9 protein-coding genes are annotated in these 7,859 nt (G+C 62.4%); 1 reads left to right on the top strand and 8 read right to left on the bottom strand.

The genetic code is table 11. The annotated features are described in order from the left end of the window. Positions 1 to 142: 142 nt before the first annotated feature. From murB to PMI35_RS00470, 8 genes are all read right to left on the bottom strand, one after another. Entirely contained in the window at positions 143 to 1,162 is a 1,020-nt protein-coding gene (gene murB / locus PMI35_RS00505; protein WP_008066558.1) for a UDP-N-acetylmuramate dehydrogenase, read from the bottom strand. Further along, positions 1,159 to 1,623, bottom strand: coding sequence for a low molecular weight protein-tyrosine-phosphatase (locus PMI35_RS00500; protein WP_008066559.1), 465 nt, complete (start codon positions 1,621 to 1,623; stop codon positions 1,159 to 1,161). The genes murB and PMI35_RS00500 overlap by 4 nt, the downstream gene beginning before the upstream one ends. After that, positions 1,623 to 2,387: a 3-deoxy-manno-octulosonate cytidylyltransferase gene (gene kdsB / locus PMI35_RS00495; protein WP_008066560.1), complete on the bottom strand. Its 765-nt coding sequence runs from the start codon at positions 2,385 to 2,387 to the stop codon at positions 1,623 to 1,625. Before kdsB ends, PMI35_RS00500 begins: the two co-directional genes overlap by 1 nt. Beyond that, positions 2,384 to 2,569 carry a Trm112 family protein gene (locus PMI35_RS00490; RefSeq protein WP_007945752.1) on the bottom strand — a complete coding sequence of 62 codons (186 nt, stop codon included), beginning with the start codon at positions 2,567 to 2,569 and terminating at the stop codon, positions 2,384 to 2,386. Before PMI35_RS00490 ends, kdsB begins: the two co-directional genes overlap by 4 nt. Before the next feature lie 25 nt (positions 2,570 to 2,594). Continuing rightward, positions 2,595 to 3,605 (bottom strand): tetraacyldisaccharide 4'-kinase, encoded by a 1,011-nt coding sequence (lpxK, locus tag PMI35_RS00485; RefSeq protein ID WP_008066566.1) that lies wholly within the window; start codon positions 3,603 to 3,605, stop codon positions 2,595 to 2,597. Continuing rightward, the gene (locus tag PMI35_RS00480) at positions 3,605 to 4,033 is read right to left on the bottom strand and encodes an ExbD/TolR family protein (RefSeq protein WP_008066569.1); all 429 of its coding nucleotides are present in this window, start codon (positions 4,031 to 4,033) and stop codon (positions 3,605 to 3,607) included. The genes lpxK and PMI35_RS00480 overlap by 1 nt, the downstream gene beginning before the upstream one ends. Next, complete coding sequence (locus PMI35_RS00475; protein WP_008066570.1) at positions 4,030 to 4,665, bottom strand: MotA/TolQ/ExbB proton channel family protein; 636 nt, start codon at positions 4,663 to 4,665, stop codon at positions 4,030 to 4,032. Before PMI35_RS00475 ends, PMI35_RS00480 begins: the two co-directional genes overlap by 4 nt. A gap of 98 nt (positions 4,666 to 4,763) precedes the next feature. Further along, entirely contained in the window at positions 4,764 to 6,998 is a 2,235-nt protein-coding gene (locus PMI35_RS00470) for a DNA internalization-related competence protein ComEC/Rec2 (RefSeq protein ID WP_032832189.1), read from the bottom strand. 136 nt (positions 6,999 to 7,134) lie between these two features. On the opposite strand from PMI35_RS00470, the gene PMI35_RS00465 reads away from it, so the two are divergent. Then, the gene (locus tag PMI35_RS00465; RefSeq protein WP_008066572.1) at positions 7,135 to 7,650 is read left to right on the top strand and encodes a DUF2062 domain-containing protein; all 516 of its coding nucleotides are present in this window, start codon (positions 7,135 to 7,137) and stop codon (positions 7,648 to 7,650) included. Positions 7,651 to 7,859 lie beyond the last annotated feature (209 nt).

Genomic DNA, 7,859 nt, shown 5'->3' on the forward strand with positions numbered 1-7,859 from the left:
TACAAACGGACACGTCTGCACCGGGCCTTTGGTGGAGCAAATGCTTGCATCGTCAGCAGACCAGGTTAAGCCTGCATTAACAAAAAAGCCCTGCACAACTTGAGTTATGCAGGGCTTTGGCAATCCATCATGAAAGCTTAGCTCAATACCTATTGGGCTCCATTTCCAGGTCGACATGGAAACGCTCTGAAATGTCTTTCTGGATGCGCTGTGCCAGGCTTAGCAGTTGCAACCCTGTCGCATTCCCGTAATTGACCAGCACCAGGGCCTGCATTTTGTGCACGCCGGCATCGGCATCGCGGAAACCTTTCCACCCTGCCCGCTCGATCAACCAGCCGGCAGCCAGCTTCATCTGCCCGTCGGGTTGCGCGTAGGCCACCAGATCCGGGTATTCGCCCTTGAGCTGTGCGACCAACGCCGCGGGCACCAGGGGGTTCTTGAAAAAGCTGCCGGCATTGCCGAGCACCGCCGGATCCGGAAGTTTCTCGTTGCGAATGCTGCAAATGGCCTGGCTGACGTCCGTGGCGGTCGGATGATCGATGCCCTGCTCGGTCAGGCGCTGACGCACAGGACCGTACTCCAGATGCAGGTGTGCGGTGTGATCGAGGATGAAACGCACGCGCAGGATCAACCAGCGCCCTGGCTCCTGCTTGAACACGCTGTCGCGGTAAGCGAAGTTGCACTCTTGCAGGCTGAAGTCGCGCAGTTCGCCGCTTTGGCGATCAAGAGCGGTCAGGCCGGCGAACACATCCTTGATTTCCACGCCATAGGCACCGATGTTCTGCATGGGTGCCGCGCCAACGGTGCCGGGAATCAGACTGAGGTTTTCCAGGCCCGACAAGCCCTGCACCAGGGTGTGTTGCACGAACGGGTGCCAGGGTTCGCCCGCTTCGGCCTCGATCACGACTTTGCTGCCATCGTCGCTAATCACGCGTATGCCGCGGGTGGCCATGCGCAGCACCAGCGATTCGATATCGGCCGTCAGCAGCAAGTTGCTGCCACCACCGATCACCAGCAAAGGCACCTGGTGTTCCCGCGCATAGGCCAGGGCCTCACGCACATCGGCGTCGCTGTGGGCCTCGGCAAACAGGCGGGCCTGGACATCCACGCCAAAACTGTTGAACGGCTTGAGCGAAACCCCTGATCGCACTAGCAAACTCATAACCGTTCCTTCAGTTCGATCACCAGCAGGTCACTGGCGCGCTCGATCAAGTCCAGCACATGTTCAAAGCCATGTTCACTGTCGTTGTAGGGGTCCGGGACTTCCTCGACCTCCGAGGGGTAGCGACGCAGGAACAGGTCCAGCTCCGCCCTGCTCCTGGCCGGTTGCAAATCCATGAGGTTGCGCAGGTTGCTGTTGTCCATCGCCAAAATCAGGTCGTACTCGGAGAAATCGGCGCGGGTGACCTGCTGGGCGCGCTGGGCGGACAAATCATAACCACGACGCTTGGCAGCCGCCTGGCTGCGCTTGTCCGGTGCACTGCCCACGTGCCAGTCGCCGGTACCGGCGGAGGCCACTTCGACTTGATCGGCCAGCCCTGCTTCGCGCAATTTATGCCGCAGAACGCCTTCGGCCGTGGGTGAACGGCAGATGTTGCCCAAGCAGACAAACAGAACCCGCATCAGGCCTCCAGCAGGCGACGAACGCGCTCAAGGTCTTCAACGGTATCGACACCGGCAGGCGGGGCGATCAGCGCATCGGCGACGTGAATCCGTACCCCGTGCCACAAGGCACGCAGCTGTTCCAGGCACTCGGTGTTTTCCAGCCAGCACGGGCCCCAGCTGACGAAGTCATGCAGGAAACCGGCGCGGTAGGCGTAGATGCCAATGTGGCGGCGATACGGCACACCTTCGGGCATTTGCTCCAGACTCTTGGCGAACGTGTCCCGTGCCCATGGCAACGTGGCGCGACTGAAGGTCAGTGCCAGGCCATTGAGGTCGCTGACGACCTTGACCACGTTGGTGTTGAACAGGCTCTCCAGGTCTTCGATCGGCTCGGCCAGCGTGGCCATGCGCGCTTCGGTGTGGGCAGCCAGATTGACGGCCACCTGATCAATGACACTCGGCGGGATGAGCGGCTCGTCACCCTGGACGTTGACCACGATCGCGTCAGGCGCCAGGCCCAGCTTCGTCGCGACCTCAGCCAGGCGATCGGTTCCGGAGTTGTGGTCTTCGCGAGTCATCACCACTTCGGCACCGAAACCTTCGCAGGCCTGGGCGATGCGTGCATCGTCCGTGGCAACCACCACGCGCTGGGCGCTGCTCTTGCACGCCTGCTCCCAGACGTGCTGGATCATCGGCTTGCCGGCGATCAACAACAGCGGCTTGCCCGGCAGGCGGGTGGAGGCGTAGCGCGCAGGAATAACAACGGTAAAGGCTGTGGTCATTTATCCAGGCGCTCGTCGGTGGTCAAGGTACGGGCTTCGGTTTCGAGCATCACCGGGATGCCGTCGCGAATCGGGTACGCGAGGCCAGCGCCCTTGCTGATCAGCTCGGTCTTGTCGGCGCTGAGCTTGAGCGGGCCTTTGCAGACCGGGCAAGCGAGGATATCGAGCAATTTGGTGTCCATGATCATTCCCTGGATAGAAACGGAGTTAAGGCAAAAGACGCGCCGGCAACAGGCGCATCAACTGGGTATCGAACCAGGCCGTGAAGGCTGGCGACGGCACAGCGTCGACCGCCAGGTACCACCAGTCGGCGGCGGCGAAGGCACGGCACTTCACCGCATCCTTTTCGGTCATCACCAATGGCAATGACGGGTTGAAATTCAAGGCCTGCATGCTGTATTCGGCGTGGTCGGCGAACGCATGCGGCACTGGCTGCCAGTGTAACGTTTCGAGGGTCTTGAAGAAACGCTGCGGGTTACCGATCCCGGCCACCGCATGCAGCGCCTGGCCCGCGGGAAAGTGATCGAGCGGGCGCCGTTCGCCGCTTTGCAGGTTGACCAGTGCCGTCGGTTGCAACTGGAAGGCAAAGCCGTCGCCGCTGTCCGCCGTGGCGCCGTTGTAGAGGACCGCGTCGACACTTTGCAGACGCTCGACTGGTTCACGCAATGGTCCGGCCGGCAAGCAGCGGCGGTTGCCCAATCCGCGGGCAGCGTCGATCAGGACCAGCTCCAGATCCCGGGCCAGGCGGTAATGCTGCATGCCGTCATCGGACAGGATCAGGTCCAGCGGCTCACTGGCCAGCAGGGCTTTGACCGCGCGACTGCGATCCGGATCGATCATCAAGGGCACGCCGGTTCGCTGCACGATCAGCAGCGGCTCATCGCCGGCGATGTCGGCGCTTTGCTGCGCCTCGACCCGCCAAGGCAATTGCGCAGGCTTGGCACCGTAACCCCGGCTGACCACGCCGACCCGCAAACCACTGCGTTGACAGTGCTGGATCATCCACAGGATCAGCGGTGTCTTGCCGGTGCCGCCGACGGTGATGTTGCCCACCACGATCAACGGCACCGGTGGCTGATAGATATCACCCTCACCGGCCAGAAAGCGCTTGCGCTTGTTGTTGACCACGCAGCGGTACAACCACTCCAGCGGCTGTAACAGTTTCAGGGCGGGATGACCCCGGTACCACGCAGCGAGCAAGCGATCGGACATGGTCATCAGGGCGCGGCCGGCGCCGCCTCGACCGTGGTCATGCGCAAGTGGCTGAAGCCGAGTTTGCCGGCAGCGTCCATGGCAGTGATGACCGACTGATGCTGGGATTTTCCGTCGGCGCTGATGGACAGCGGCCGGCTGGTGTCGCCATTGGATTGTTTCTGCAGGGCATCCATCAGCGTCGCCAGGTCGCTTTTGGGCAATACCTGGTTGTTCACCGAAAACACGCCGTCGGCGCTGATCGCGATGTCCAGTTGCCGGGTCTGGTCATCGGAAGGCGCACCGCTGACCGCCTCAGGCAAATCGACGCGCAACTGGGTTTCACGGGTGAACGTGGTGGTCACGACGAAAAACAGCAGCAGGATAAACACCACGTCGATCAGCGACGCGAGGTTGATGTCCACATTCTCCCGTTGCTTGCGGCGGAATTTCACGCTTTGACCCCCGCCAGATCCACGTCACGATCACCCTGCACGACTTCGACCAGCTTGATCGCTTCCTGCTCCATGCCCACCACCAGTTCATCGATCCGGCGTTGCAGGAAGCGGTGGAAGAATACCGACGGGATACCGACCATCAAACCGGCGGCCGTGGTGATCAGCGCCTTGGAGATACCCCCGGCCAGCACTGCGGCGTTGGTGGTCATGCCCGTACCCATGAACGCGCTGAAAATATCGATCATGCCCAGCACCGTGCCCAGCAGTCCCAGCAACGGGGCCATGGCGGCGATGGTGCCGAGGGCATTGATGTAGCGCTCCAGCTCGTGGATGACCCGCGCGGCGGCCTCTTCGATACACTCCTTCATGATCTCGCGACCATGCCGGGAGTTCGCCAGGCCAGCAGCCAGGATTTCACCCAACGGCGAATTGGCGCGCAGCTCCTTGAGCTTTTCCTTGTTGAGTTGCTTGTCCTTGATCCAGACCCAGACCTGCCCGAGCAAATGCTCCGGGGTCACGCGACTGGCCCGCAGGGTCCACAGGCGTTCGGCAACGATCGCCATGGCCGCGATGGAACTCAGGATGATCGGCAGCATCATCCAGCCGCCGGATTTGACCAATTCCCACACAGTGACAGTCCCCTCGAAAAAGTGCGCCACTCTAACATAGGGGGTGGGCGCACCGAAGACTGTGATGTCGCATCCGGTCGGCCTTTGATAACCCCGGGTTATTTGCCCGAGGGTGGCGGATCACGCCAGAAACGCCGTTCTTGACGCATCGAGCGCGGTGCCTCGAAACGCCCCAGTTGCAGATGAACGGCGCCTTGCTCCGCACTGTCGTAGATCGCCATCGCACGATGCCGATAGCGTTCGATCACTACCGCATGAGGATGGCCGAACGAGTTTCCCTGGCCACGGGAGATCAGTGCCGCCTTGGGCTGCAAGACGTTGAGCAGCGCCATCGAAGACGAACTGCGACTACCGTGGTGCGGTGACTGCAACCAATCGGTAGGCACGGCCAATGCGCTGTCGAGCAACGCGCGTTCGGCGTGGGTGTCGATGTCACCGCTGAGCAACAATCGCTCGCCATTGGCTTCGATCTGCAACACACAGGAATTCTGGTTGCTGTCCCTGGCCAGCGGCCAGTGCCACAGTTGAAAGTTCACCCCGTCCCACGTCCATTGCCGGCCGCTCTCACAGCCCTCGGCCTGCAACTCGCCAGGCAAGTCGGCAGGTTCGCCACTGAGCACCCGGCTTACCGGCAAACCGTTGGCCACTGCCCGGGCGCCACCGGCGTGATCGGCATGGGCATGGCTGATCAACATCAGGTCGACCGCCTTCACCCCCAGCTTGCGCAGTGCCGGCAGTACCACCCGCTCACCCTGGTCAAGACCCCGCAAACGCGGACCGGCGTCATACAGCAGAGTGTGATGGCGAGTGCGCACCATGATCGCCAGCCCTTGCCCCACATCCAGTTGCCAGACCTCGGCAATGCCTTCGGGCAGCATCGGCCGCGGCGGAAAAACCAGTACCAGCAACAAAGGCCAACCTAACGGACGCATCGGCACGCCGCGCGGCAGCAGCAACAAAAAGGCGCCCAGCGTGCCGATACCCCAGACCCACAGCGGGATGGCCGCGGGCACCCATGCGGGAACCTTGCCGGCGATCAATGCCAGCCCGGTGAACAGCCAATCGATCAAGCCGCCCGCCAGCCACAGCAGCCACTCGCCGATGTAGGGTACCGGCAGCAACAGAGTCCCGAGCAATGCAGGGGGCAGCACCACCAGACTGATCCAGGGCACCGCCAGCAGGTTGACCAGTGGCCCGCTGAGGCTGATCGGCAATCCCAGGATCAGCAAGAACGGGCCAAGGCCGATAGCGATCAGCCACTGGGCACGGGTCCAGGTTTGCCACCATGGCCAAGGCCCCAAGCGCCCACCGAACGTGAAGATCAGCACCGCCACTGCCGCGAAGGACAGCCAGAAACCCGGTTGCAGACTCGCCAACGGGTCCATCAGCAAGACGCCATTGAGCGCCAGCAACAGCGGCCACCAGGCACCGAGGTGGCGAAAACGCAGGCGCCACAGCAGCACCAGGCCGATCATCAGGCAGGCCCGGCGAACCGGCACTTCGAAGCCAGCCAGCAGCCCATAGCCAAGGGCGGCAACGAAAGCCAGGCCGCAGGCCCAGGGCAACCATGGCAGACGGCCTGGCCACAAGCCGTAACGGGCAAGCCCGGCGATCAACAGATAAACCAGCCCCGCCAACAAGCCGACGTGTTGCCCGGAAATCACCAGCAGGTGCACGGTGCCGGTGTCTTGCAACACCTGCCAGTCTTCGCGACTGAGCCCCGCGCCGTCTCCGAGCACCAACGCCACCAGCACGCCAGTCCGGCCCTGGGCGTCCACGGCCTGCAGCCTCTGGCGGATACCGTCGCGCCAGGCCCACCGGGCAGGCGCAAGTCGCTCCCCGGCCTTGACGGTACCGGTTGCACCAATACGTTGCGCCAACAGCCAGGCCTCGTAGTCGAAGGCATGTGGATTGAGCAACCCCACGGGTCGTTTCAGCTTGACCGCCAGCCGCCAGCGTTCGCCGCTGTGTACCGGCGGGCCGTCGTACCAGGCCAGACGTAAATGTCGCGGCAGCACGGTGCGCCGTGACTGACTATCGGTCAGTTCGAAACGCACCACACCCTCGCCATTCTGTGGCAACCCGCTGATCCGCCCTTCGACCCAACGCGTTTCCCCGTCGAGTGCCGGCGACAGCCGATCATCCAGGGCCCATTGGGCATTGGCGCAGGCCCAACTCAGGCCGAACAGGAAAAACGCCGCCGGATACGTCCTGAACGGCAGCAACATCAAGCCGGCCACCGGCATCGATAACCACAACCAGACCGGCGGTAACACCGGTAAAAAACGCAAGGCCAACAGGCCCAACGCCAGCGCCATCATCCCTGTGCGCATACGCCCGTCCTTGAGAGTCCCGTCCCTAGGCATAGCCGGCCTGGCGCACGTCCGTCGTTAACAATTGTCACAAAGTCTGAATGGGCGCCTCATAGAATCCAGACATACTTGCCGCCTTGACCGACCGAGAAGCCTTATGCCCCGGCGCTTATTCAAACGCTACATGCCAGACCCGACCAGCATCAGGGAACACAAGTCCTTACGCTTTCTCGGAACCCTGCTGCATGACCCGAACCTCTGGCACCTCAATCGCCATTCCGTCGCCCGGGCCATGGCGGTCGGCCTGTTCGCGGCATTCCTGCCGATTCCGTTGCAGATGCTGGTCGCTGCGGTTCTCGCGATCATCGTGCGCGGCAACATGCCGATTGCGGTCAGCCTGGTCTGGCTGACCAACCCGATCACCATGCCGGCGGTGTTCTTCTGCACTTATCAGACCGGAGCCTGGTTGATGGATGTTCCCGCACGGCATCTGCCAGACGAGCTGACCTGGGAATGGATCAGCGGTGAGCTCTCGACCCTGTGGCAGCCATTTTTGCTGGGGTCGGTGGTGGTAGGCGTTGTGCTTGGGGCATTGGCCTATTGTCTGGTGATGATGTATTGGCGTTGGTGGGTTGCGCGGCAGTGGCGGCGGCGTAAGCAGAGTCGGATGTGAGAGGCCGGTTGATCGTGTGCATATCCGTTGCTGCGGTAACGGCCACCTAGGGTTCCGCTTTTACAGCGGGTCACTTTGAAAAGCGAAAAGTAAGCAAAAGGCTTTGCCCCACCACTCGGTGCCTCGCTTAGGCTCGGCATGCCCTCACTCCGGCATTGCTCCGTGGGTCGCCGCGATGGGCCATCCCTGGCCCAGCGCGGCTAAACCGG

It is taken from the genome of Pseudomonas sp. GM78, from assembly GCF_000282475.1.
Classification (GTDB): domain Bacteria; phylum Pseudomonadota; class Gammaproteobacteria; order Pseudomonadales; family Pseudomonadaceae; genus Aquipseudomonas.

What these genes read in the sequence shown, in the direction of transcription:
- kdsB (WP_008066560.1), bottom strand. Translation starts at nt 2,387, where the DNA reads ATGACCACAGCCTTTACCGTTGTTATTCCTGCGCGCTACGCCTCCACC.
- lpxK (WP_008066566.1), bottom strand. Translation starts at nt 3,605, where the DNA reads ATGACCATGTCCGATCGCTTGCTCGCTGCGTGGTACCGGGGTCATCCC.
- PMI35_RS00465 (WP_008066572.1), top strand. Translation starts at nt 7,135, where the DNA reads ATGCCCCGGCGCTTATTCAAACGCTACATGCCAGACCCGACCAGCATC.
- murB (WP_008066558.1), bottom strand. Translation starts at nt 1,162, where the DNA reads ATGAGTTTGCTAGTGCGATCAGGGGTTTCGCTCAAGCCGTTCAACAGT.
- PMI35_RS00500 (WP_008066559.1), bottom strand. Translation starts at nt 1,623, where the DNA reads ATGCGGGTTCTGTTTGTCTGCTTGGGCAACATCTGCCGTTCACCCACG.
- PMI35_RS00490 (WP_007945752.1), bottom strand. Translation starts at nt 2,569, where the DNA reads ATGGACACCAAATTGCTCGATATCCTCGCTTGCCCGGTCTGCAAAGGC.
- PMI35_RS00470 (WP_032832189.1), bottom strand. Translation starts at nt 6,998, where the DNA reads ATGCGCACAGGGATGATGGCGCTGGCGTTGGGCCTGTTGGCCTTGCGT.